Raw genomic sequence first — 24,530 nt, forward strand, 5'->3', positions numbered from 1 at the left:
GGAAAACTCGAATGGAAAAAATAAACAAGCAAATTAGTGCTTTAGGTATTTATCAGATTGTGGGAGGAATCATGGGAATAGCTCTAAGTCTATACTTTACAAGTAAATCTGGTGTTTTTAATTTTCCGATTTTAATACTTACCCTTTTTGTTTTATCGCTTTATTCTTTTTCGGTTTTTTGCGGATTTTTATTGCTCAAAAAAAGCTATTTAAAAGGTTTAAATCTATCTATTATCAATCAGGTTTTACAGATTATTACTTGTTCGGTTTTAGGATTCACCTTTCAATATACATCTGGTATATTTCTTTATTTTGGTTTGAATTTAACTGAAGATACTTTGTTTACGTATAATATTGGTTTAACTACATTTAATTTCAAATGGAATTCAGATTCAAATATTACCACATTTAGCATTAACATTGTTGCTATAATTTTGATGAATTTTGCATTCAAATTGAGAGAAAAAATAGCAAAAGAAGAGGAAAATAAATTATCTGAAATTGGACAACCTTCTTAATGAAAAGTAAAAATTAAATTCAAAGTAATGACTGAAATCGAAATAAAAGAAAAGATTATTGAAATTTTTACAGAAGAAAGACAAAAGCCAAATGAAAACTTTGAAGAATCTCATTTTCTAGATTTCCTAACATTTCCTCCACATAAAAAGGACAATATAAAAAACTCTTTCAAAGGAGTTAAAAAGTATTATGCTTTTATGAAAAGACTAGAGCTCGAATTTAGTATTTGCTTTACTATACCTGATCTTGATAAAATGTATAGTATTGACAAAATCACCAAAAAAGTTATTGAAAGAATTGGGAAAAGACGTGGGAATGTTATGGTTATAAAGCAACGTACACAACAAAAAGAAACTTATTATATAGAAATCTTTTTTTTCATTTTAATAATTGCTTCCTTAACTTTTTGGGGTGTCAATTTATTTTCAGTAATGATGTCAATCGCTTTTGGATATGCTATTTATTGGATACTTAACTCTAAAATAAAAAGTATACAACATGACAAGAAATTAAAAGAAAAAATACTTACTCAGAAACAAAACAGTTAAATAGCCCATCTTTAAAAAAACCTCAGAACCTTAGTATCTAAGAACCTTAGCACCTTAAAAAAATCACTCATTCTCCCCGATCTTATTGACCATAAAAATCATTACAATACCTAAAAGCGCCATAACTAAAAACGCCCATTTCATGCTTAAGTATTCAGAAATAAAACCAACCATTGGCGGAACTAATAAAAATCCGAGATAACCAATTGTAGAAATAGAAGTTAAAGCAGAACCGCTGCTTAATTTTGATGATCTTCCGGCAATGCTAAATACAAGCGGAACAACGCAAGAAACTCCAAATCCGATTAAAACATAACCAAAAATAGTTGGATACGCGTACGGAAGAATAAAACAAATTCCAAAACCTAATGTGATTAGAATTCCGCTATAAAGAAGGATTTTTTTAGTTCCAAATCTCATTACACCATAATCTCCAAAAATACGTCCTAAAGTTACTGCAGAGGCAAAAAATACAAACGCGGCGCTGGTTAATTTTGGAGAAGCTTTCAATATATTTTCGAAGTAAATTCCGCTCCAGTCGTACATCGTGTTTTCACAAGCCATTGAAACGAAACAAATCAAGGCAAATTTTATCAGATTTTTTTCAGGCATTGAGAAAAACTTCTTTTTAACCGGTACTGGTTCGTTATGAATACTCATTGGATAAAAACAAGCCGTAAGCGCCAGCATAAAAACACTAACACCTAATAAATGATGTGATGGCGCGATTTTCTGTGTTACCATAACGTATCCTAAACCAGCTCCTGAGAAAACAGCAATACTCCAAACGGCATGAAAACGAGTAATAATAGATTTTGGATATAATTTCTGCACTTCCAGAGACTGTGCATTAATCGATAAATTGAAAATATTTCGAGAAGCTCCAAAAATTAAAAGTACAATAACCAACTGCCACACAAAAGCCACCAAACCTGGCAAAGAGAGTACAATATTAAACATAATAGCTCCTAAAAGCATAATATATCGACTGCTGTATTTATTTAGTAATTTTCCGGTAAACGGCATTGTTAACATTAAACCAATTGGAAATGCAAATAAAACAGCTCCAAACTGTGCTTCAGATAAATGTAATTGTGCTTGTATGTGCGGAATTCTAGAAACCCACGAAGAATATCCAAAACCTGATAAAAAGAAAAAAACAGTATTGGCTATTCGGTATCCTCTAGGTGTATTTTGAATTTTTTTAAAGAAAGATAAAATCATGAAATTGTTTTTCAGACTGCAAAATTAAGCCTTTTTAAACTTTATCTTACTACAACTTTCTATAAGATTTTCTGTAAATGTCTCTAAAATTAACATTTAACAATTTTATGATTAAATGAGAAAAATAAAAATTGCTAAAGTTATTTTAATTTTTACATTTGCATTGTTTTTATTTATTCTAAATAAATTTATTCATAAACCAATTTTAAAACCAATGAAATATTTTAATCTAAAGACGTTATTTTTGACAATTTGTTTTGTCTTTTCGTTCTTAATAGTATCTGCCCAACAAAATGGAAAAATTAAAGGAACCATCACGACTTCGGATGGCGAATTGGCCGCTGGAGTTAATGTTATCCTTAAAAGCTCAAAATATTGGACTGTTTCTGATGAAAACGGAAATTTTGAATTCAACAGAGTAAAACCAAATTCGTATACCTTACAAGTTTCTTTAACTGGATATGAAACTTCAGAAAGTCAAATAATTGTTACGGAAGGAGAAAGCACATCAATTAATTTACAATTAAAAGTTTCTAACAAGGAATTAAAAGAAGTTGTAGTAAATAGTAAAAAAAGCATCTTATCCAAAAAAACAGATTATGTGGCGAGAATGCCATTAACAAATCTTGAAAACCCACAAGTTTACAGCGTTATTCAAAAGGAACTTTTACAGGAACAAATTGCAGTTGACATTAAAAGCGCTGTGCAAAACTCTCCAGGTGTAGTTTCCATCAGTTATCCTTCTGGAGGTGTTGGTGTTATTTTCAGAGGATTTTCTACTGGTGTAAATGCAAGAAATGGAATGGAAACAGCTTCTGGACGTTCTTCTGTTGATCTTGGGAATGTAGAACGTATCGAAATCATGAAAGGACCTTCTGGAACTTTATTTGGTTCGTCTGTTTCTTCTTTTGGTGGTGTAGTAAACCTTGTTACTAAAAAACCTTTCGAAACTACGGCGGCTGAAGTATCGTACACCACGGGAAGTTTCAACTTAAATCGACTTACAGCTGATATCAACACACCTTTAAATCAGGACAAAACGGTTTTATTTAGAATAAACCTTGCTGTAAATAGAGAGAAAAGTTTTCTGGATTATGGCTTTAATAATACACTTCTTGTGGCACCAAGCCTTACATACAAAGCGTCTGAAAAACTTACTATTAATTTTGATGCAGAGCTTTTCAACGTTAATAACACAAGACGTACCTATAATACTTACGGCGCAACTTCTGGAATTACAAATCCAAATGACTTGAAAATTGATTACAAAAAATCGATGTTTCATGACGATAATGATGCAAAATCAACAGCAACAAAAGTTTTTGCTCAGGCAGCGTATGAAATATCAGAAAATTGGACATCTACAACCGTATTTTCATTTGTTGGAGAAGATGTTGAACGCAGTTATCAGAGTTATGCTGTTTGGAGTTCTCCAACACAGGTGGCTAGAAGAGTTGGTCTTTGGGGGCCTATTTACAATAACTACACTAATATCCAAGAAAATATTAACGGAAAATTCTCTACAGGAAGCATTAAACATAAATTCTTAACGGGTGTAAATTATAGACTTTACAGTTCTAATTTCTCTGGCGGAAGTACGTTCACACTTGACAATATAGATGTAACGGCTCCTTTTTCTCCAATTAGAAGAAAAGCTGTTGATGCTGGACTTGTGTTAACTTCTTCTCCAGTTGCAGATCAAAAAACGTTTAGTGTATATGCTTCTGATGTGATCAACTTTACAGATAGACTTTCAGCTATGTTAAGTTTACGTCTAGATAATTTTGAACGTGCCAAAGTGGGTACTGTTGAAGGTTACAGCCAAACAGCACTTTCGCCAAAATTAGGTTTAGTATATGAGGTGGTTAAAGAACAAGTTTCTGTATTTGGAAATTACATGAATGGATTTCAAAACATGCAGCCTGTAACACAGCCAGACGCAACACAATTGGTTTTAGACCCAATTTATGCCGTACAATATGAAGGTGGTATCAAAGCAGAAGCTTTTAGCAAAAAACTTAGCGGATCTGTAAGTTACTACAATATCACAATAGATAACGCGACAAGAACTGACTCTGCAGGTTTTACCGTTCAGGACGGAAAACAAGTTAGTAAAGGTGTAGATTTTGAATTAATGGCAACTCCAATTCAAGGATTAAGTATTGTTTCTGGTTACTCCTATAATGATAATCGAATTGTAAAAGCATCTGTAGCAGCGATTGAAGGAAACAAAGCAACATCGTCTCCAGAAAACGTAGTTAACTTTTGGGCTACTTACACTTTCCAAAATAAATTAAAAGGTTTAGGAATTGGTGCAGGCGCTAACTACATAGATAAAAATTATTTCACAGCCGATAACACTTTTTATATGCCATCGTACACTGTTTATAATGCAACAGTATATTACGAAAAACCTTCCTGGAGAGTGGGTCTGAAATTTAATAATTTAACCAACGAGAAATACTGGGATTTCTGGGGATCATCTCAGGCTCCAACAAACATCTTGGCTAATTTAACTCTTAAGTTTTAAAACCTCATACCTTTAAAATAACGCCTCAATTTTATCAATTGAGGCGCTTTTTAATTATAACAAGCTAGAGCAACTTCAATGACATTTAAAAAACTAATACTAAAAATACATTTATGGCTAGGATTATCTTCTGGATTAATCGTTGTCATACTTGGAATTACGGGCTGCTTGTATGCTTTTGAAGAAGAATTACGTCCTATAATTCACAATCATTATTATGTTGACCAGGTAAAAGATAAGAAGCTACCAATTAGTCATTTAATAGAAATCGCAAAGGAAACCAATAAAAAGATTTGTCCTAAACAAACCTTTTCCGGATGCAAGACATTTAATGATGACAAACGTACCATTGAAACCTGGTTTTATGAAGAACTGGATAAAGACGCTATTTGGTACTGGAATCAATATCATACCACTTATATTTACTTAGATCCTTATACAGGTAGCGTAAAAAAGGTAGAAGATTACAACTTTGAGTTCTTCGTTTTTGTTCGAATGCTTCATCAAACACTCTGTTTAAATAGTGAAATTGGAGATCCAATTGTGGGAACTGCAACTATTATATTTATTATTTCTCTAATTACAGGTTTGATACTTTGGTGGCCAAAAAATAAAAGTGCGGCAAAACAACGCTTTTGGTTTCAATGGAAAAACACGACAAAATGGAAACGTAAAAACTACGATCTGCATAATATTATGGGTTTTTATATGATGATTTTCGCTTTAATAATTGCATTAACTGGATTAGTTTGGGCCTTTAAGTGTTATGATAAAGGTGTTCAATGGTTATTTAATGGCGGAAAAACATTTCCGAAAAAAGAAAGAATTGTATCTGACACCACCTATTACACCAAAATTAGTGCTACTGATAAAATATATTTAGCAACTATAAAAGCACATCCTGAGGCAAAAAGTTATTTTCTATTTACACCTGAAGAAAAGGATTCTTTAGCAACTTATCAAACCTTTACCCGCTACGAAAATCGATTTGATGATATATCAATGGAGTTTGACCAATATACTGGTAAGAACCTTAAAGTAACAACTTATGAAGACAAAAATAATGGCGAAAAATTTCGATTCTTAAATTATGATCTGCATGTGGGAAGCATTCTTGGGTTTCCAGGAAAAGTATTAGCTTTCTTTGCAAGTCTTGTATGTGCCAGTTTACCCATAACAGGTTTTCTAATTTGGTGGGGACGAAATAAGAAGAAAAAAGCAACTCCGAAGCCAGTTTAATAAAAATTGGCTTCTTTTTTTATAATTTATTAACCTTCAAATAGTGGATTTTTTTTGTTAAGGAAATTATAATTTCTATTTTTGCCTTGTTTTTAATTATTCTAAATAATAAAGGCAGAAATTAATCCAAAAAAATTACCAATGAATTATTCAAATCGCAGTATCAAGCAGATAAGTACCATATTCTGCCTGTTCTTCTTATTTTGCAGCAGTATTTTTGCCCAGCAGAACTTAGGAAAAATTAAAGGAATCATTACAACCTCTGACGGAGAAAATGCAGTTGGAGTCAATATTATCCTTAAAAGTTCAAAATATGGCACCGTTAGTGACGAAGAAGGAGCTTTTGAATTTAATCGTGTTAAACCCAACACTTACACTTTACAAGTTTCTTTAACTGGTTACGAAACTCTAGAACAACAAGTTACAGTTACAGCTAACGAAACGACTTCTCTTAATTTAAAATTGACTGTTTCTAATAAACAACTACAAGAAGTTATTATTACCAATAATAAAGGAAAAGCATTTCCGAAACAAAGTACTTATGTTTCAAAAATGCCTTTAAAAAACGTTGAAAATCCGCAGGTTTACAATATCGTTTCTTCTGAATTGATGAAAGAACAAGCGATTACGAATTATGAAGATGCCTTAAAAAATGTTCCTGGAATTCAGAAACTATGGGAATCTACAGGTCGTGGCGGCGATGGAGGTTCTTATTATTCACTTCGCGGATTTGAAGTTCAGGCAAATATTGTAAACGGTTTGCCAGGAGTTACAAGCGGAACTTTAGATCCTTCAAATATTGAAAGAATCGAAGTAATCAAAGGACCTTCTGGAACTCTATTCGGAAGCAGTTTAGTAAGTTACGGAGGACTTATCAATACGGTTACTAAAAAACCTTACAGCGGTTTTGGAGGTGAAGTTTCTTATCTAGCCGGAAGTTTCGGTTTAAACAGAGTTACTGCTGATATAAATACTCCGCTAGACGATAATAACGATGTACTTTTTAGAATTAATGCTGCTTACCAAACAGAAAACAGTTTTCAAGATGCAGGATTCCGTACTTCAATTTTCGTTGCTCCTTCCCTTTCTTATAAAGTAAATGAGAAATTGTCTTTCTTAATTAATACAGAATTTATGTCTGAAGAAAAAACAACGCCTTCCATGTTGTTTTTAGGAAGAGATTCACAATTACAATTTACCGATTTAGCCGATTTAAACTACAATACCAACTTGTCTTTTTACAGCAACGATCTTCCGATGAAAAATCCGAGATTTAATTTGCAAGGACAAATGACTTATAAAATTTCTGAGCAATGGACATCTCAAACAGTTTTATCAAGAACATCTTCTAAATCAAAAGGATACTATTCTTATATTTATGACAATGAAGATGGAAACCGCGATTTTGCCTTCTGGATTACTAAAGAGAATTCTCAAACAGCAACAACTGATATTCAGCAGAATTTTATTGGCGATTTTAAAATCGGCAGTATGAGAAATCGTCTTGTTATTGGTTTAGATTATTTTGACAGAAATCTTATGTTTGCTGGTTCTGGTTACGGAAAATTATACAATGTTACCGCTCAAGGCGAAGTGAGACAAATTGATCCTGCAAATCCTTATAATCTTAGCCAAACATCCGTAGATAAATTATTAGCATCAGAAGCAGGACCAAATTATAATTCTAAAGATGCAACTTATAGCGCTTATGCCTCAGATGTTTTAAATATTACGCCTTCATTATTAGCAATGGCAAGTTTAAGAGTTGATTATTTTGATACAGAAGGAAATATTAAAACCGATACAGACAATTATAACCAAACAGCTTTTTCTCCAAAATTTGGGGTAGTTTATCAGCCAATTAAAGATCAATTATCAGTATTTGCTAACTATATGAATGGTTTCAGAAATATAGCTCCAAGTGCGATTTACGATAGTAATGGAACTTTTATTGGTTCTCAAACTTTTAAACCAGAACACGCCAATCAGTTAGAAGCTGGAATTAAAGCCGATTTGTTTTCAAACAAGTTAACCGCTACAATGAGTTATTACGACATTAATGTTGCTAATTTAGTTACTAGCAACCCAATGTACAGCGCTCAAGGCGGTGAAGCAAGAAGTCAAGGTTTTGAATTTGATCTGAATGCCGCGCCGGTAAAAGGTTTAAGCATTATTGCAGGATATAGCTATAATCAAAGTGAAATTACAAAAGGAGACGAAAATAATGTTTGGTTGGATCAAGGGAAAAGACCTTTCTGGGCTGGTCCAAAAAACTTGGTAAATCTTTGGGCGACATATAAATTTGAAGAAGGAGCTTTAGAAAACTTCGGTCTTGGCTTTGGTGGAAATTATGCTAGCGACAATGCCATTTTAGATAGTGAAGTTACTGGTAAATTTATCCTGCCTTCTTACACCGTTATTAATGGTTCTGTGTTTTATAACACAACTAAATTCCGCGTAAGCTTAAATGTTAATAACATTACAAACAAAGATTATTTTAACGGAGGATGGTCAACCGTTAACCCGCAAAAACCTAGAAACGTTGTAGCAAGTTTTGCTTATAAATTCTAGATCAACTTTAAATCACAAAAAAGCCTCGAAATCATTTAATATTAATGGATTTCGAGGCTTTTTTTTATGATTTTTATTTTTAATTATTCTAAATAAGACTTATGTTTGTAGAAAATTTCATTCTAATAATTTAAACTTGATCTTATGAAATCAAATACTTTAAAAACATTAACCTTTTTATTTCTAATGCTTTTTGCTGCACCGCAGATCTTCGCTCACGCCCTTTGGATCGAAACTAAAGCAACTGGAACAAAAGGTAAAGCGCAAGAAATCTCAATTTACTTTGGAGAATTCTCTGATAACGACATTACAAAAGCAGATAAATGGTTTTCTGATTTAAAAGATTTCTCTTTAATACTAGTTTCTCCTTCAAAAAAAGAAACCAAATTAACTTCTAAAGCTTTAGACAATAAATATCAAGCATTTTTTACACCAGACGAAGATGGAGTTTACACTGTCGTAATGCACCATAAAGTTAAAGATGTGTACGGAACTATGGTTTTAGATTATAACTCAAGCGCAACTGTTGTTGTTGGAAACAAAGCTGCAGGAAATAACATTACATCAAACACTAATAAAATTGCTGTTTTTTCAGAAAGTGCAGATATAGCAAAAAAAGATACTAAAATTACTGGTGTTGCCTCTTATGATGGAGCTATTGCTAAAGAAGCAAAAATTAAAGTAATTGCACCAAACGGTTGGGAAAAAGAATTATGGACAAATGATAAAGGAGAATTCTCTTTTACACCAATCTGGTCAGGAAATTATATGGTAGAATATGCTCATACTGAAAAAGCATCTGGTGACCATAATGGTAAAAAATATGATGAAATCTGGAAAATGGCTACTTACCAAATTGCAGTAAAATAATTTTAGAAAATTTCATTCTTAGATTTAATTTCAATTTAAAACCTTGCTTAACGGCAAGGTTTTTTTATTTAAGTAAATACAAAATTAAAATAACATTAGAAAATTCTTAAGCAAATCTTAAGAAAAAAATAAGCAAGGTTTAAGTAAGAAAACCACTTCGTAATTTCATGTTAAAGAACTGGTGTATTTATATTTGCACTCGATAATTTTTATTGAATCTAAATAAATACCATGAAATATAATTTACTATTTGCACTAGGATTATTAAGCCTTGCCTCTTATGGTCAAGATTATTCAAGCAACGAAAGCACTTCTACAGTAAATGATACTGTAAAAAATAAAAAAGGAGAAATCTTAAACGAAGTAGTTGTTACTAAAAATAAAGAGCCAAAACCAGTTACAGCCGTTCGTTCTGGCCTAAAGCCAATGGACAATCCGCAATCTATACAAGTTATCGGATCTGACATTATTGAACAGCAGCAAGCTATCAGATTAAGTGAAGTTCTAAAAAATGCCAACGGAGTTTATGTTAGTTCTGCTCGTGGTGGCGCTCAAGAATCTTTTTTCTCAAGAGGTTACGATATGTCTGCCAATAATATGTTTAAAAACGGCTTTCGTTACAACGCAGGATCAATTCCAGATGTTTCTGGTTTAGATAAGGTTGAATTCTTAAAAGGTGGTTCTGCCCTTTTGTTTGGAAATGTTGCGCCAGGAGGAATTCTTAACTTGGTTACTAAAACTCCTCAATTTAAAAGCGGTGGCGAAATATCAATGCAAGTAGGAAGTTTTTCTTATTACAAACCTGCTTTCGATGTTTATGGTGGTCTAAGTAAATCTATTGCTTTTAGACTTAACGGTTCTTACGAAAACTCAGAAAGCTTTAGAGATGTTGTAAAAAACGAGCGTTTATACATCAATCCTTCCCTACTTTTTGTAATCAATCCTAAAACGCAGATTACTGTACAGGGAGATTATTTAACAGCAGACTGGACTCCAGATTTTGGAACTGGAATTATCGGCACTAAAATCCTTGATTTGCCTCGCAATACTTTTTACGGATCATTATGGTCAAATGGAAATACAAAATCTGCCAGCGCTTCTGTCTTATTAAATCATGATTTTAATAAAAACTGGAAGCTTAATTTTAACAGTTCTTACCAAACTTACAATAGAGCTTCAAAATCTACAGCACAATTATCTACAGTAAAAGATAATGGAGATTGGACAAGACCATTGGTTCAAAACGACAACTCAGAACAAATATTAGGAGATCAAATAAGTCTTCAAGGAAATTTTAATACTGGATCTGTAAAACATCAGATTTTCACAGGTGCCGATTGGGAAAACTCATTTGCAACTGCTTATACTTTTGCATTCAATCCTGCAAATTATGACACAATCAATCTTTTTAACTTTGATCCTTCAACGCAAAGAAATGACATTCCAAATGCTAGAGCGACTCAAATTGCAAAAACAGAAACCAATCGCTTTGGCGTCTATTTTCAGGATTTGATTTCAATAACAGAAAAACTGAAAGTACTGGCAGGTATTCGTTGGTCATGGCAAGAAGCTGAAGTAACAACTTACAAAGAAACTTTTGCTTCTGGAGTTCAAACTGTAAAACCTGAAAATGCAGTTCCAACCGTTGGTGCAAAGAAATTAGATAATGCTTTTTCTCCAAAATTTGGATTGATATATCAGCCAAGAAAAGATGTTTCTTTATTTGCTAGTTATTCTACTTCATTTACGCCTAACACAGGAACTACAGCAGATCTAAAACCAATTGAACCTTCTATTATTGACCAATACGAAGCTGGAGTTAAAACTGATTTCTTAGAAGGAATGTTAAGCACAAATGTTACTGTTTATCAAATCGTAAATAACAACTTAGCTCAAACAGCAGAATTTAAAGCTGACGGAAGTTTAAATTCTGATACAAACATAAAAGTTTTAAGCGGAGAAACTAAAAGTAAAGGTATCGAAATTGATGTAACTGCAAGACCTGTAGTAGGTTTAAATATTATTGCTGGATATAGCTACAATGACATGCGTTACACAAAAACATCTGGTTTAAACGGAAGTTTTATTGAAGGAGATCGTCTTGTTAGAACTCCGGCAAATACGGCAAATTTAAGTTTCTATTATATTGTGCAAGATGGTCTTTTTAAAGGTGTATCTATTGGAGCAATAGGAAACTACATTGGTGATCGTTTAGGTGGATGGAATGATCAATATAGCACAGATCTTGTTAAATATCCTGACGGAATTTACCATAGAGAAATTCCAATCAAAGGTTATGCTACTGTTGATGCTTCAGTTGGTTATACTTGGAATAAGTTCAGTATTCTTTGCAAATTATCAAATATTACAAACGAATTAAATTATACTGTTCACGAAAATTATAGTGTGAACCCGATAGCGCCTCGTCAATTTATGACAAGCTTACGCTACAAATTCTAAAAACATTGAATTAGGTTGGTTTTTCCCAAGATTTTCTGATTTCATTTTTCGAAAACAGAAAATCTTGGGATTTTTATTTTAAATCTAATTGTAATTCAATTAATACTATTTTTGCTTTAACTATTGTTCCCTTAAACAAATCCAAACATGTCTGATTTAAATAAAAACCAATTAAAAAAAACCTTAGGCCTTAGTTTTAATATTGCCGTATTAATTGGAGGAACAATCGGAGTTGGAATTTTAAGAACCCCCGGAACAATTGCAGAAATGCTAAACAATTACTGGCTTATTCTTGCTTGCTGGTTTTTCGGAGGTTTATATGTTTTATTAGGCGCAAATTCTTATTCTGAACTGGCTACAATGTTACCAAAAGCCGGCGGATCTTATAATTACATCAAAAGAGCTTTAGGAGAATACGCGGGATTTTTATCTGGCTGGTATGATTATATCGTTAATGCCATTCCGCCTGCTTTTTACTGTATTGTAATTAGCGAATATACAATCATTTTGTTTCCTGAACTTGCCAACTATTCTACTGTAATTTCTATTTCATTATTGGCCGCATTTGTCTTACTTCATCTAAGTGGTGTAAAAAACGGAAGTGTTATTCAGCAAATTACCAGTTTCTTAAAGGTGATTTGCTTCGTTGCTTTAGTGATTGACTGTTTTATGTATACTGGCATTGAGATTCCTAACATTCAAACCGACAATTCTATCTTTCAAATTGGTTTAATTTTCGGATTTTTTAAATCACTACAACTTATTATTGGGACTTATAATGGTTGGAATGCTGTTTGCTTTTTTGCCGAAGAAAACGATGATCCAAGTAAAAACATTCCGAAATCTTTGTATAGTGGTGTTTTGCTTGTTGTTGCGATTTATATTTTAGTGAATGCCGCTTTTTTTCATGTATTGCCAATTGAAACTTTGGCTAAGTCAAATCTAGCTGCTGCCGATGTTGCCAAAATTCTTTTTGGTGAAAACGGAGCTAAAATAGTAACGGTAATTTCGATTTTTTCTTTAATCAGTATTTTGAATGCCTTTATGATGATTCCGCCAAGAATCCTTTACGGATTGAGTCGTGACGGATTTTTTATTCAAAAAGGAACAATAGTAAATAAAGGCGGAACTCCAATTGTGGCTCTTTTGGTTTCGTCATTTTTCAGTTTATTTCTAATCTGTATTGGCTCTTTTGAAGTCTTGTTTTCTTTCGCCGCATTTATCTCGATTATCGTTTGGGGACTTGCCTATTATTCGCTTTTAAAACTAAGAACTTCAGAACCAGATTTACCAAGACCTTATCGTTCTTTTTGGTATCCTTGGACAACCATAATTGCTATTATTGCTTCAATAGGTTTATTGATGGGTTTTATTTACAGTGATCCGAAAAGCTTTATTATAATTGTCGGAATTACGGCGATTTCTTATCCGTTGTTTTTGGTTTTGAGGAAGAATAAATAATACGTGTTTTTTGTCATTCCGAGGAACGAGGAATCTTCGTAAGTGGCTCGACAATATATTAATATACTTTACGGAGTTTCTTGTGGAGATTCCTCGTTCCTCGGAATGACAAATTGCAAGTCTAAACAACAAACCCGACAGATTTTAAAATCTGTCGGGTTTAATTATCTTCTCGCTTTAAAATACTCTTCAAAAGAACTGCAATCAGACATTAGAATCTCATAATCATCTTTATATTTTGATTTTAAATCTTGATAATATCTATTTTTACTCAAAAGGAAATTATCATAGTTTTCAATTCTATTCTCATAATTATTTGGATATTGATATTCCAATTTATTTTTCTCACAACGACCAATCATCCTTAAACACAAAGCTTTAAATTGATGCGTTTTTGCATTTTTTAATGACAGCAAATAATATTTCTGTGCCAGATTACTTTCATTATATTCTTTCTCATCTTCAAAAGGATCATCATCTATGTAACTCGAATAATAACGGCGCATCATCCATGAATTTCCCTTATGAGTCATATTATAGTAGGCATTCGCCACCAAAAAATAATAATAGTCTCTATTTTCTTCTTTAGGATTTGAAGCTTTTTTAAGGTACAATATCAAATGTTCGGTAATACTTCTTTTATTTAATTTAAAAAGCTTTTCCTGCTTAATAAACGTTGGCGTGTATTTAAGAACAAAAAACGGATTTACATTATACTTATCTGTTCCCGTACAATTTGGTTTTTCCCAAAGACAGTCGGTATAACTAGCCAATTTTTTGCTATCCAATTTAGCAAAATACAGGGCTGCAAGTTCTAACTTATTTTGTCGAATATATTTTGTTCCAATTAAGTCATACAACCTCGGAATTTGATTCTTAACATAACTTTTTTTCCATTTAGAAAAAGAATCCAAATTTTTGCTTTTACTTTCGACTTCTTCAACCATATTTATTACTTGCTCTGGCGTGTAACTTGCATCAATGTAGTCGAAATAGTCCGAATAAAAATCTCTATAACTGCTTTTGCTTTTCTTATTTTTCCAAACCGCAATATTATATTCATAATGATCACCATATTCTGCTGCTGCACCATCAAGCTTTGAATATAAAAAAGCGGCATCTGTAAAATTCTGCTTGTATTCTAATTCTCTTCCAATCGCGAATAGAAATTTTTTGTGTTTTTGATTTTTAAGCAGAATTGGCTTCACTTCTTCCAAAATTACAGCTTTTCCTTTTTCCTGATTTGCAGTTAAAGCCAAAGCTTTTATGATTTGTATTTGATTATAAAGAGAATCTTTCTTAGTAATCTTTTTTTCTAAAGTTGCAATTTCATTCAGGCAATTTTGGTTATTTCTGGTTATAAAAGACAGATAAGATTTTCCTATTTTCCACAAAATAGGATCATTGATCTTTTTTAGATTTACATTTTTTACAAATTGAAATACTTTATGTGCATAAGTTCTGTCATTTTCTACTCGATTTAAAATATCTTGTATTGAATTACTTTTTACTTGATCCCAATCATTAAATTTTGAAATTGCCGGATTAAATAATGAATAATAAGGAGTAAAAACCCAATCTTCAATTTTATTGATTTCTCGCAACAATAAAAACGAAAGCCCTTCAAATTTAGGATTGTATCTATATATTTGCTCTAGACAAAACAATGCCTGATCGCTCTTTTTTATGCCAGATAGAAAATATACATTCGCTCGTTCTTCGTTAGTTGTAGCATATTTTAGAACTTCTTCTAAAGGAATTTTAGAATTGAAAGACTGAGAAATCATAAAACGTTTATCGGGCGCTTTTACAAAAACTTGAGCCTCATAAAAATTTGCTAAAGCTTTATCTGTTTCAGCAAATGTTCTAAAATACAAACTCCAATAATTTAATATATCTTTCTTTTTTTGAGTTTTAAAAACCGTATCATACAATAGTTTAATTTTCTCAAAATCATAATTATAATATGCTAATCTAATCGCCAAGAAAGTATATCGAAGTTTGATTTCATTGTCTTTCGTTTTGTTTGAAACAGCTATTGCTTTATCAATAAGATTTTGTCTTTTTGGCATTGTTGCGCCTTCCCTTCTCTCCCACGGATCTTCATATATGCCATTAAAAAATTCGCAGGTTTTAGCAAACTTCAAATAATTTATAGCTTCAATATTTTTAGTCTTATATAAATACTGAAGCATTTCATTAGAAGCTTTTTCGTTAATATCTTGTTCTTTAAAATCATACAAAACACTTCTTATCGCTTCAACAGAAACTTTATCATGGCAATATTTTATCCAAAGTTTCTCATTTTCATCAATTGAGCCTTTTGGGTAAACTCCATTTTCATTCGGATAAAAAGTATTATAAGAATAATTAAATTCTGAATAAGAATAGTAATTAAAATTTGAAGGGTTTAGAAATGAATATCTGATTTCTTCTCCAAACGGATAGAAACCACAAGCAAAAATGCTATTACTTACTAAAATTGCTATAAAACCCAGAAAGTTCTTCATTGCTGTAATTGCTTAATTGTTCTTCGTCTAAATGAAATAATGTTACTGTTGTGTTAGCATCAAAGTCTACATTTTTTTTGATTACTTCAATTGCTTCATTAATTTTCTTTGAGGTTAGATTTTCGTATTTAATCTTGTCGCCAATTCTTAAGTAAAAATTATCGACTACGGTATCTTTTGTAACCTCATACCATAACGGTTTTATTTCTTTTAAAGATTTTAAAACCTCTTTCTGTCCATCATAAATCACTTTATAAAAATGATCGTTTTTATAAACCTGCATCCAAGAATAAGTGGGCAGCGCAATATCTAAATGCAATAGATATTTCCTTTTCTTATCGAGATAAAGTTTTAATTCTTCAATATCTAAAATGGAATTTTTAGAATGATTTTCTAATGGATTTATCAAATTATAACACATCAAAGTGGTTTTATCTACTGGAGGCACCCCCATTTTTTCGGGATATTTATAAGGATAAAGCCGTAAGGTGCAGCTTATTTCTTTTCCGGAAATTAATTTTAACCTTTTTAAAAAATAGAAATAATTCTCTTTTGTAGTCAATGTCCAATCACAATCCATTTGAAACTCATTAATTGGATTGGCTTTTAAAAATCTATCTTTTTTATATTTATTAATTAAAAAAGTAACATTGCTCGCCAATGTGTCTAATCTTTCTTTATTGGTATTTTTGAAAACTTCATTCTTAATATAAACCGTTGGAACAATATCAAGACTGTCCAACTGATAAAGACGTAAAGAAGTTTTAGAAATTGGAAAATCTCCATAAGCTTCGTTATGGTCTATCTCAAAAAATTTAATATAAAACTTCCTTATTTTTAAATCTTTCAGAATTGAAGTTTCTTTATAATTCAATTCCCAACCGTTACTTTTCCAGTAATAAATGGCTTTTTCAACCTTTTCAATCTTATTCGAACAAGATAAAAAGAAGCCTAAAATAAAGGCAAAAAAGAAGTGTTTTTTCATTAGAAAAAGAAAATTTAGATAGCGTAAAATCGTATTAAATTTATATCATTTTGAAATATAAAAATTAAAAAATAACAACTATTTTTTGAGAAAAAACGATGCTAATAGAAATAACAATTCTAGCATGTTTTATAAACGAAAGTACCTTTTTTGTCATTCCGAGGAACGAGGAATTACACGCGAAATTCCACAAAGAAAGTCGCCAATCTTTGTTGATTCACTAGTGTGATTCCTCGTTCCTCGGAATGACAAACAAGATGTATAAAAACAAGAAACCCGACAAATTTTAAAAATCTGTCGGGTTTAGTATTAAAACTAAGTTTGATTTCTTACTTCAAACCAGCCAAACTCTGCTCGATTGTAGCAATTTTAGCTAACGCATCGGCTTGTTTTTGTTTTTCTATAATTAAAACTTTCTCTGGAGCTCCGTTTACGAATTTCTCGTTAGAAAGTTTTGCTTCAACAGATTTCAAGAATCCTTTTGTGTAATTCAATTCTTCTTTCAATTTTGCAATTTCTGCTTCCATATCGATGTTTCCTGTAATCGGAATGAAATATTCATTTGATTTTACACGGAAAGACAATGCTCCATCTACTTTTTCAGAAACATATTCGAAAGCAGAAACATTTCCTAATTTCGTTATGATTGAATCAAAATAAGTAGAAACATTTTCGCTATTAATTCCTTTTAATTCGATTGCATCTTTAAACGGAATATTTTTGTCTTTTCTGATCGTTCTAATTCCAGAGATTACTTCAATAGAATTTTCAAAATCAGCAATTAATTTAGCGTCAAATGGTTTTAATTCTGGCCAAGTTGAAACAATTAAAGCTTCTTCTGGTGATCTTTCTGCAATTAATTGCCAGATTTCTTCTGTCAAGAAAGGCATAAACGGATGCAATAACTTTAAGTTGCTTTCTAACATTTCTATCGCTTTCGCGAAAGTTACGCTGTCAATTGGCTGTTGATAAGCTGGCTTGATCATTTCTAAGAACCAAGAACAGAAATCATCCCAAACTAATTTGTAAATCGCCATTAATGAATCTGAAATTCTGTATTTCTCAAAATTATCCTCGATATCAACTAAAGTCTGTTGCAATTTTGCTTCGTACCATTCGATTGCTACTTTTGATGATTCTGGCTGTGGAATCGTTTCAGAAACTTCCCAACCTTTAATCAATTTGAAGGCATTCCATATTTTGTTTGTGAATGATTTTCCTTGTAGGCATAATTCTTCATCAAACATAATATCGTTTCCGGCAGAAGCACTTAAAAGCAATCCTACACGAACTCCATCTGCACCAAACTTTTCGATTAAATCTAAAGGATCAGGAGAATTTCCTAATGATTTAGACATTTTACGACGTTGTTTATCACGAACTAAACCAGTTAAATATACGTTTGTAAATGGTTTTTCTCCTGCATATTCGTAACCAGCAATGATCATTCTCGCCACCCAGAAAAATAAAATATCCGGACCAGTTACCAAGTCATTTGTTGGATAGTAATATTTGAAATCTGGACTTTCTGGATCCATGATTCCACCAAAAACAGACATTGGCCATAACCAAGATGAAAACCACGTATCTAACGCGTCAACATCTTGTTTTAAGTTGTCGGTTGTTAGTTGTTGGTTGTTGGTTCTTTCTTTTGCTAAAACTAACGCGTCTTCGATGTTTTCAGCCACTACGAAATCTTCTTTTCCATCTCCATAATAGTAAGCCGGAATTTGTTGTCCCCACCATAACTGACGAGAAATATTCCAATCGCGAATGTTGTTTAACCAATGCGCATAGGTGTTCTCGAAACGTTTTGGATGTAATTTAATATCTCCTGTTTCTAAAACCGCCTTAATTGCTGGTTTTACTAAATCTTCCATTTTCAAGAACCATTGGTCAGATAATCTTGGTTCGATTACCGCTTTGGTTCTTTCAGAAGTTCCAACTTTATTTAAATGCGTTTCTGTTTTTGCTAAAGCGCCAATTTCTTCTAACTCTTTCGCAATTTCAGTACGAACCACAAAACGATCTTTTCCTTGATAATGTAATCCGAAACTATTTAAAGTTGCGTCTTCATTAAAAATATCAACGATTTCAAGATTGTGTTTTTCTCCTAACGTTTTATCGTTCATATCGTGTGCAGGAGTCACTTTCAAACATCCTGTTCCGAATTCAACATCTACATATTCGTCTTCGATAATTGGAATTACTCTTCCGCAAATTGGAACAATCGCTTTTTTACCTTTTAAATGTGTAAAACGCTCATCGTTTGGATTAATACAGATTGCAGTATCTCCAAAAATAGTTTCTGGACGTGTCGTTGCGATAGTCAAGAAATCTTCTGAACCTTCAATTTTATATTTTAAGAAAAATAATTTTCCTTGCTGTTCTTCGTAAATAACCTCTTCGTCAGAAAGAGTCGTTTTTGCTTCAGGATCCCAGTTTACCATACGATATCCTCTGTAAATTAATCCTTTGTTATACAAATCAACAAAAGAGCGAATTACAGATGCAGACATATCTGGATCCATGGTAAATTTGGTACGTTCCCAATCGCAAGAAGCACCTAATTTTTTAAGCTGTTCTAAGATTGTTCCTCCGTATTTATCTGTCCATTCCCAAGCGTGTTTTAGGAATTCTTCACGAGTTAAATCGTTTTTATTGATTCCTTCTGCTTTTAATTTAGCCACAACTTTTGCTTCAGTAGCAATAGATGCGTGATCTGTTCCAGGAACCCAGCAGGCATTGAAACCTTTAAGTCTTGCTCTACGAATTAAAACATCCTGAATCGTATTATTCAACATATGTCCCATGTGAAGGACTCCAGTGACGTTCGGCGGCGGGATTACAATGGTGTACGGTGTTCTATGATCTGGTTCTGAATGAAAATAATTGTTTTTCATCCAGTAATCATACCATTTGTTCTCAATCGTCTTAGCGTCAAATTGTGCTGGAATTGTCATCTATTTATGTTTAATCGTTTATTTGTTTAACCGGTTAATCGGTTTTGATTATTATAATGTAAAATTGAATTATTTTGATTGTTTTTCTATCTTGCTAACATCATTTACAATTCAATCTCAACGATTAAACAAATAAACGATTAAAGAGTTAAACAAAAAAATTGGTTCAATTTTTGTAATTATAACTGAGAGCAAAAGTAAATAATTAAGTAGACTATAAAAAGCGAATTATTAATTTGTGTGTTAATTAAAAGAATGTATATTTACTTACAATTAAAAACTAATTTCATATGAAAAATGCAGCCTCTTTTATTGCAGTCTTATTGTTTAGTGCAATAGGTTATGCACAAAATGGCCCAAAAATTGAATTTGCAGCCCCAGACAATACAATTGATTATGGAAAGATTTCTAAAGGTGACAATGGACTTCGTTCCTTTGAATTTACAAACACTGGAGATGCTCCTTTATTAATTACAGGTGCAGAATCTACCGTAAGTTCTATAATCGTTACAAAACCAGCGGCAGCAATTCAGCCAGGCAAAAAAGGAAAAATCGACGTAAAATATAATATGGTTGCTGGTCCTATCCGTAAAACCATTACCGTTGAAACAAACGCAGTAAATTATCCTGACGGACGAGTTGCCTTAAAAATTAAAGGAGAAGTTCAATAAGGATTTTATATCTAAAAATAACATAAAGGTTGTCATTAGTGACAGCCTTTTTTTATGAGCTTCGGAGAAGCGAAATATTTATAGCAAAAAAATGTTTACAGCATAAAGCTCCGGAGGAGCGAAATATATTAAGACTGTAGAAAAAATATATCGCTCCTCTGGAGCTTTTTTCATTTGTCCTACTACGACTCTATAAATATTTCACCCCGCTGGGGTTTTTCAGATATATCTTTTTTATAAATATTTATATCCAACAAAAAAGCTGTCCTTTTGAGACAGCCTATTTTCTCTTTACCGAAAAGCATCTTGCTACTCAAATCTTTTCTCTATTTACCAGCACATTCAACTGAATCAAATTTGTATTTTACATTTTCAAAATCAATTGGTTTGTCTTTAACTAAATACGTAACACCCATCGTAGTCTGCATGGTTCCGTTTCCTAAAATAAGCTGGTTATTGCGTTTTAAAAGTGCCATTGGATTTTTGAAAGTTTTATCTTTATTCACATTATCCTTAAAAGTATAATCTACAAATAAAGTATCACCATGAAACTCACCCGCAACTTCTCCTGTTCTCACAGTTGAAGGCGCAACTTTCATAACCAAATCTCCTGCAAGTTTTCCGTTTTTTAATGTATTCAATGTCAAATCTAAAGTGTCCTTTTCATAAATCGCTTTATAACATGCACTACTTACAACTTTTTCTCCTTCAGCTTTTGCTGCTTCAGCTTCTTTTTGTTTTTGATCATTTTTACAGCTTTGAAGTCCTATTAAAGGCAAAATCAAACAAGATAAAACTAGCTTTCTCATAATTGAATATTTTATTTCAGGGTTATATTATAAAATTAATAAAAAAGAAGCCAATATAAAGGCTTCTTTCTTAAAATTTATTAGTTAAATATCTACAAATTTTTAATTACAAATTCAGATCTTCTATTCAATTCATGATCTTCTTCAGAACAAGCTTCATCTGTTTTGCATTTTATAATTGGTACCGATTCTCCATATCCTTTTGCTGAAACTCTTTTAGCATCAATTCCTGATTGAATAATAAATTCTCTAGTTGAATTGGCTCTTTTTTGAGATAAATCTTCATTGAATTTTGCATTTCCTCGAGAATCGGTATGCGAGCCAATTTCGATTACCATTCCTGGATATTTTTTCATCAATTCGACAACTCTACCCAAAACGACTTTCGATTCTTTACGAATGTACCACATATTGTAGTCAAAATAAATCGGATCCGTCTTAATGATTAATCTGTCTTTATCTTTTATAACATCTTTTTCCTGTGCTAAAATCTCTTTTACTTTTTCAGTCTTTTTCACTTCAGCAGCAACTATTGCTGCTTCTTTGGCTTTCTTCTCTTTTTCTTTCAATTCAATTGCTGCAAGTGCTTCTTTCTTCTTATTATTTTCTTCTATAATAATTTCCTGCTTTCTCTTATTTTCAGCAATCAACTTTTCTTCCTGTTTAATGGCTTCTAAAGATTTTAAAGCTAATGAAGCATCATTACTTTTATCTCTGGTTTTATCTAAAGTCAGAATTGTAGAAGCATTAGTATAATTTTCTTTGAAAGCACTAACTTTATAAGAAGCCTCGCAAGCCACTGTAAAACTGAATTTCCCGTCTGCAGTAGTTGTAATAGTATTCAAAGTTTTATTTTCTGAATCTTGCAAAATTACAGTTGCATTTTCTAAAGCCAATTTGGTATCGACATCAGTGATTGTTCCTGCAATAAACTGTTTGCAATCTTCAACAATTAAGTCTTTTATTTCTTTAAATTGATAAATATCATCGCTTCCTTTTCCTCCTTCTCTATTCGAAGCAAAATATCCTTCTTTGGAATTTGAATCAATATTAAAGGCAAAATCGTCTAAATTTGAATTTAAAGGCAATCCGATATTTACGGCTTCTCCATATTCTGAACCTTTAATTTCAGAAACAAAAACGTCTAAAGATCCGTATCCTAAATGTCCATCCGAAGAAAAATAAAGTTTATTATCCATTGAAGCGAAAGGAAACTGCTCTCTTTTATCTGTGTTTACATTCGGACCTAAATTTTTTGGAGTATCAAATGCACCTTTATTTATATTGACAGAATAAATATCAAATGATCCCAACGAACCTGGCATATCTGAAGCAAAATACAATACTTTTTCATCTGCACTTAAAGCCGGATGTTCCACAGAATAATTTGGGCTATTGAACGGAAGTGATGTAATATTAGTCCATTTTCCATTAACCAATTCCGCTTTAAAGATTTGAAGATTTGAAATTTTCTTTTCGTCTTTTCTTCTTTTTCCGTTTTTGGAATTATTTCTGGTAAAATAAATTGTTTTGCCATCTTTTGTAAAAACAGCATTCGATTCGTGCATTCCAGTTTTCAATTCTTTAGCAAAATAATGAACAACGGAATCAGCTGAATTTAAATTTTTTAATGGAATTGAAACTAAATTTAAATAGGTCTCATTGTCCCATTTAAACTTTTTATCCAATAGTCCAGGTTTTAGTTTTACTCCGGCAAAGACTAAATCATCATTATATTTTACGGCTCCAAATTCTGAATTTGGTGTATTGATAGCAAGATTTTTGATCTCAAAACGTTTTCCAATTGCTGAAACATTTTCTAACGTTTTTAAGCTTTTTTCAAAATTTACAACATCATCAGGATTTCCAGATAATGCATAATATTCTTTTAAATTAATATTTGAGTCTTCAACACTATTTGTTGCTTTTAAAGTCTGAGCGTATCTAAAATAGTATTCTCTATTTAAATCCTTATTGTAATTCTTTACCAATAATCTGTAATAGCGCTGTGCCTTCACTAAATCATTTGTATAGAAATAGGAATCTGCTAAATTTTTAATTACTTCTTGCGAAGGTCTTTCGTCTGCTAATTTTTGATACAGAACAATCGCTTCAGTATAATATGTTCTATCAAAAAATTTCTTTGCTCTAATCAATTCCTGATCTTGAGCATTTATAAACTGTATTGAAAATACGAATATAATAACAAGTAGTTTTTTCATATTTTTCATCTTAGAAGAATCTTGGTGATTTATCAAATCCTTTTCCTAACAAGTCTAAATCGAATAACAGCATAATTTCATGAGTACCAGAATTAAACTGTCCGAAGTTGGTAAGTGTGTAATCGTAAGCGTAACCAACTCTCAATGTTGGTGTCACATTGATATTAAACAATGCGCTTACTGAATCCTCAATTCGATAGGCTACACCAAATTCAAATTTTTCATTGTACAATACATTTGCTGTAACATCTAAAGTAATAGGCGCACCTTTGACAAATTTGGACATAAATGCAGGTTTCAGTTTCAACATATCATTCAGCTGAAAAACGTAACCTGCCGTTAAAAAGGTATGTATTTCTTCAGAACCAAAAGCATTTATTCCAGATTTTTCTTGAATGTATTTCGATTTAAGTAAATTAGGAACAGACAATCCAACATAAAGATTATCTCTAAAATAATAAGCTCCAACTCCAATATTCGGTTTTGTTGCATTTATATTTTCTGAAAAAGCAAAATCGGTTTGAGGATCTGTAAATCGAAATCCATTAAAATTGCTTTGCATAGATGAAAAACCGGCTTTTAAACCTAGCGACAGTTTATCTTTATTACTTAATTTTAAAACATATGCAAAATCAGCATAGACATTATTTTCTTTTTTAGCCCCGTCACCAATATCATCTGAGACAAACGAAATTCCAGCTTCTATTTTATCTGTGATAGCACTATGTCCGAAAAATGTAAATGTTTTGGGAGCACCATAAGCACCAACCCATTGTGTTCTGTAAAGTCCCCCAAAATTCATCATGGCAGGAACTCCCGTTGCATAAGCAGGATTCACAACACTCATATTATACATATAATGCGTGTATTCTGGATCTTGCTGTGCAGAAACGGACAAATAGAAAAGGAAATTTATAAAGAATAGTATTTTTTTCATTTGGAAATTAT

General features: G+C 32.0%; 16 protein-coding genes. 9 read left to right on the forward strand and 7 right to left on the reverse strand.

Annotation, left to right across the window (positions count from 1 at the left end; genetic code table 11):
- Positions 1-11 precede the first annotated feature (11 nt).
- Positions 12-518: a hypothetical protein gene (locus LL966_RS09155; RefSeq protein ID WP_229352592.1), complete on the forward strand. Its 507-nt coding sequence runs from the start codon at positions 12-14 to the stop codon at positions 516-518.
- A gap of 27 nt (positions 519-545) precedes the next feature.
- The gene (locus tag LL966_RS09160) at positions 546-1,067 is read left to right on the forward strand and encodes a hypothetical protein (RefSeq protein ID WP_229352594.1); all 522 of its coding nucleotides are present in this window, start codon (positions 546-548) and stop codon (positions 1,065-1,067) included.
- Positions 1,068-1,130: 63 nt separating this feature from the next.
- Here the strand turns inward: LL966_RS09160 and LL966_RS09165 are convergent, their stop codons facing one another.
- On the reverse strand, positions 1,131-2,291 hold the full coding sequence (locus LL966_RS09165; protein ID WP_229352596.1) for an MFS transporter: 1,161 nt from the start codon (positions 2,289-2,291) through the stop codon (positions 1,131-1,133).
- 115 nt (positions 2,292-2,406) lie between these two features.
- Between LL966_RS09165 and LL966_RS09170 the strand changes: the two genes are divergently transcribed.
- The 6 genes from LL966_RS09170 (at position 2,407) to LL966_RS09195 (ending at position 13,422) form a co-directional block, all read left to right on the forward strand.
- Entirely contained in the window at positions 2,407-4,821 is a 2,415-nt protein-coding gene (locus tag LL966_RS09170; protein ID WP_229352598.1) for a TonB-dependent receptor, read from the forward strand.
- A gap of 78 nt (positions 4,822-4,899) precedes the next feature.
- Positions 4,900-6,060: a PepSY-associated TM helix domain-containing protein gene (locus LL966_RS09175; protein WP_229352600.1), complete on the forward strand. Its 1,161-nt coding sequence runs from the start codon at positions 4,900-4,902 to the stop codon at positions 6,058-6,060.
- A gap of 141 nt (positions 6,061-6,201) precedes the next feature.
- Entirely contained in the window at positions 6,202-8,631 is a 2,430-nt protein-coding gene (locus LL966_RS09180) for a TonB-dependent receptor (RefSeq protein WP_229352601.1), read from the forward strand.
- Positions 8,632-8,775: 144 nt separating this feature from the next.
- Positions 8,776-9,501 carry a DUF4198 domain-containing protein gene (locus LL966_RS09185; RefSeq protein ID WP_229352602.1) on the forward strand — a complete coding sequence of 242 codons (726 nt, stop codon included), beginning with the start codon at positions 8,776-8,778 and terminating at the stop codon, positions 9,499-9,501.
- Between the two features lie 231 nt (positions 9,502-9,732).
- Positions 9,733-11,961: a TonB-dependent siderophore receptor gene (locus tag LL966_RS09190; RefSeq protein WP_229352603.1), complete on the forward strand. Its 2,229-nt coding sequence runs from the start codon at positions 9,733-9,735 to the stop codon at positions 11,959-11,961.
- 147 nt (positions 11,962-12,108) lie between these two features.
- Positions 12,109-13,422: an APC family permease gene (locus LL966_RS09195; RefSeq protein ID WP_229352604.1), complete on the forward strand. Its 1,314-nt coding sequence runs from the start codon at positions 12,109-12,111 to the stop codon at positions 13,420-13,422.
- A 164-nt stretch (positions 13,423-13,586) separates the two neighbouring features.
- On the opposite strand, the gene LL966_RS09200 is transcribed toward LL966_RS09195, so the two are convergent.
- From LL966_RS09200 to LL966_RS09210, 3 genes are all read right to left on the reverse strand, one after another.
- Positions 13,587-15,932, reverse strand: coding sequence for a hypothetical protein (locus LL966_RS09200; protein WP_229352605.1), 2,346 nt, complete (start codon positions 15,930-15,932; stop codon positions 13,587-13,589).
- Entirely contained in the window at positions 15,892-16,917 is a 1,026-nt protein-coding gene (locus LL966_RS09205; RefSeq protein ID WP_229352606.1) for a hypothetical protein, read from the reverse strand. The genes LL966_RS09200 and LL966_RS09205 overlap by 41 nt, the downstream gene beginning before the upstream one ends.
- A 329-nt stretch (positions 16,918-17,246) precedes the next feature.
- A complete protein-coding gene (locus LL966_RS09210; protein WP_229352607.1) occupies positions 17,247-19,880 on the reverse strand; it encodes a valine--tRNA ligase in 2,634 nt (877 codons plus the stop codon).
- 290 nt (positions 19,881-20,170) lie between these two features.
- Here LL966_RS09210 and LL966_RS09215 point away from each other — a divergent pair, with 290 nt between their 5' ends.
- Positions 20,171-20,551: a DUF1573 domain-containing protein gene (locus LL966_RS09215; protein ID WP_229352608.1), complete on the forward strand. Its 381-nt coding sequence runs from the start codon at positions 20,171-20,173 to the stop codon at positions 20,549-20,551.
- A gap of 326 nt (positions 20,552-20,877) precedes the next feature.
- On the opposite strand, the gene LL966_RS09220 is transcribed toward LL966_RS09215, so the two are convergent.
- The 3 genes from LL966_RS09220 to LL966_RS09230 form a co-directional block, all read right to left on the reverse strand.
- On the reverse strand, positions 20,878-21,360 hold the full coding sequence (locus tag LL966_RS09220) for a hypothetical protein (RefSeq protein ID WP_229352610.1): 483 nt from the start codon (positions 21,358-21,360) through the stop codon (positions 20,878-20,880).
- 92 nt (positions 21,361-21,452) lie between these two features.
- The gene (locus LL966_RS09225; RefSeq protein ID WP_229352611.1) at positions 21,453-23,582 is read right to left on the reverse strand and encodes an OmpA family protein; all 2,130 of its coding nucleotides are present in this window, start codon (positions 23,580-23,582) and stop codon (positions 21,453-21,455) included.
- Between the two features lie 10 nt (positions 23,583-23,592).
- Positions 23,593-24,519, reverse strand: coding sequence for a PorP/SprF family type IX secretion system membrane protein (locus tag LL966_RS09230; protein ID WP_229352612.1), 927 nt, complete (start codon positions 24,517-24,519; stop codon positions 23,593-23,595).
- Positions 24,520-24,530: the final 11 nt, after the last annotated feature.

Origin of the sequence: Flavobacterium chungbukense (assembly GCF_020805785.1) — a bacterium.
Taxonomy (GTDB): Bacteria; Bacteroidota; Bacteroidia; order Flavobacteriales; family Flavobacteriaceae; genus Flavobacterium; species Flavobacterium chungbukense.

Bases quoted from the DNA above. Each gene is read 5' to 3' on its own strand.
- LL966_RS09215 (WP_229352608.1), top strand. From the start codon at position 20,171: ATGAAAAATGCAGCCTCTTTTATTGCAGTCTTATTGTTTAGTGCAATA.
- LL966_RS09185 (WP_229352602.1), top strand. From the start codon at position 8,776: ATGAAATCAAATACTTTAAAAACATTAACCTTTTTATTTCTAATGCTT.
- LL966_RS09220 (WP_229352610.1), bottom strand. From the start codon at position 21,360: ATGAGAAAGCTAGTTTTATCTTGTTTGATTTTGCCTTTAATAGGACTT.
- LL966_RS09165 (WP_229352596.1), bottom strand. From the start codon at position 2,291: ATGATTTTATCTTTCTTTAAAAAAATTCAAAATACACCTAGAGGATAC.
- LL966_RS09180 (WP_229352601.1), top strand. From the start codon at position 6,202: ATGAATTATTCAAATCGCAGTATCAAGCAGATAAGTACCATATTCTGC.
- LL966_RS09225 (WP_229352611.1), bottom strand. From the start codon at position 23,582: ATGAAAAAACTACTTGTTATTATATTCGTATTTTCAATACAGTTTATA.
- LL966_RS09205 (WP_229352606.1), bottom strand. From the start codon at position 16,917: ATGAAAAAACACTTCTTTTTTGCCTTTATTTTAGGCTTCTTTTTATCT.
- LL966_RS09195 (WP_229352604.1), top strand. From the start codon at position 12,109: ATGTCTGATTTAAATAAAAACCAATTAAAAAAAACCTTAGGCCTTAGT.
- LL966_RS09160 (WP_229352594.1), top strand. From the start codon at position 546: ATGACTGAAATCGAAATAAAAGAAAAGATTATTGAAATTTTTACAGAA.
- LL966_RS09210 (WP_229352607.1), bottom strand. From the start codon at position 19,880: ATGACAATTCCAGCACAATTTGACGCTAAGACGATTGAGAACAAATGG.
- LL966_RS09190 (WP_229352603.1), top strand. From the start codon at position 9,733: ATGAAATATAATTTACTATTTGCACTAGGATTATTAAGCCTTGCCTCT.
- LL966_RS09200 (WP_229352605.1), bottom strand. From the start codon at position 15,932: ATGAAGAACTTTCTGGGTTTTATAGCAATTTTAGTAAGTAATAGCATT.
- LL966_RS09170 (WP_229352598.1), top strand. From the start codon at position 2,407: ATGAGAAAAATAAAAATTGCTAAAGTTATTTTAATTTTTACATTTGCA.
- LL966_RS09155 (WP_229352592.1), top strand. From the start codon at position 12: ATGGAAAAAATAAACAAGCAAATTAGTGCTTTAGGTATTTATCAGATT.
- LL966_RS09175 (WP_229352600.1), top strand. From the start codon at position 4,900: ATGACATTTAAAAAACTAATACTAAAAATACATTTATGGCTAGGATTA.
- LL966_RS09230 (WP_229352612.1), bottom strand. From the start codon at position 24,519: ATGAAAAAAATACTATTCTTTATAAATTTCCTTTTCTATTTGTCCGTT.